The sequence below is a fragment of the Pararhodobacter sp. CCB-MM2 genome, from assembly GCF_001691415.1.
Lineage (GTDB): Bacteria > Pseudomonadota > Alphaproteobacteria > Rhodobacterales > Rhodobacteraceae > Pararhodobacter.
On sequence record NZ_LRRR01000128.1, the window covers coordinates 1 to 382 of the forward strand.

Here is a 382-nt window from a genome sequence, read left to right on the forward strand (position 1 = left end):
CCTCGGCTTCCCCGGCGTCTCCTGCGACGACTCCGTCGCCGTCGAGCAGGCCTGGCGCCACCTGGTCTCGCTCGGCCACGAGCGCATCGGCCTCGTCCTCGGGCCGTCCGACCACGTGCCCTCCCAGCGCAAGCTCGCCGCCGCCCGGGTGCTGGCCGAGGAGACCGGCACGAGCATCCCCGACGAGCGGGTGGCGCGGGCCATGTTCTCGCTGGAGGGCGGGCAGGCCGCCGCGACGCGGCTGATGGAGCGCGGAGTCACGGGCATCATCTGCGCCAGTGACCCGCTCGCGCTGGGCGCCGTGCGCGCGGTCCGTCGCCGGGGGCTCTCGGTGCCCGACGACGTCTCGGTCGTCGGCTACGACGACTCGGCCTTCATGAAC

1 protein-coding gene is annotated in these 382 nt (G+C 74.9%); it reads left to right on the forward strand.

The annotated features are described in order from the left end of the window. Positions 1-382 (forward strand): substrate-binding domain-containing protein (locus BCY78_RS24460; RefSeq protein WP_158516006.1); only part of this gene is annotated, 382 nt, incomplete at both ends.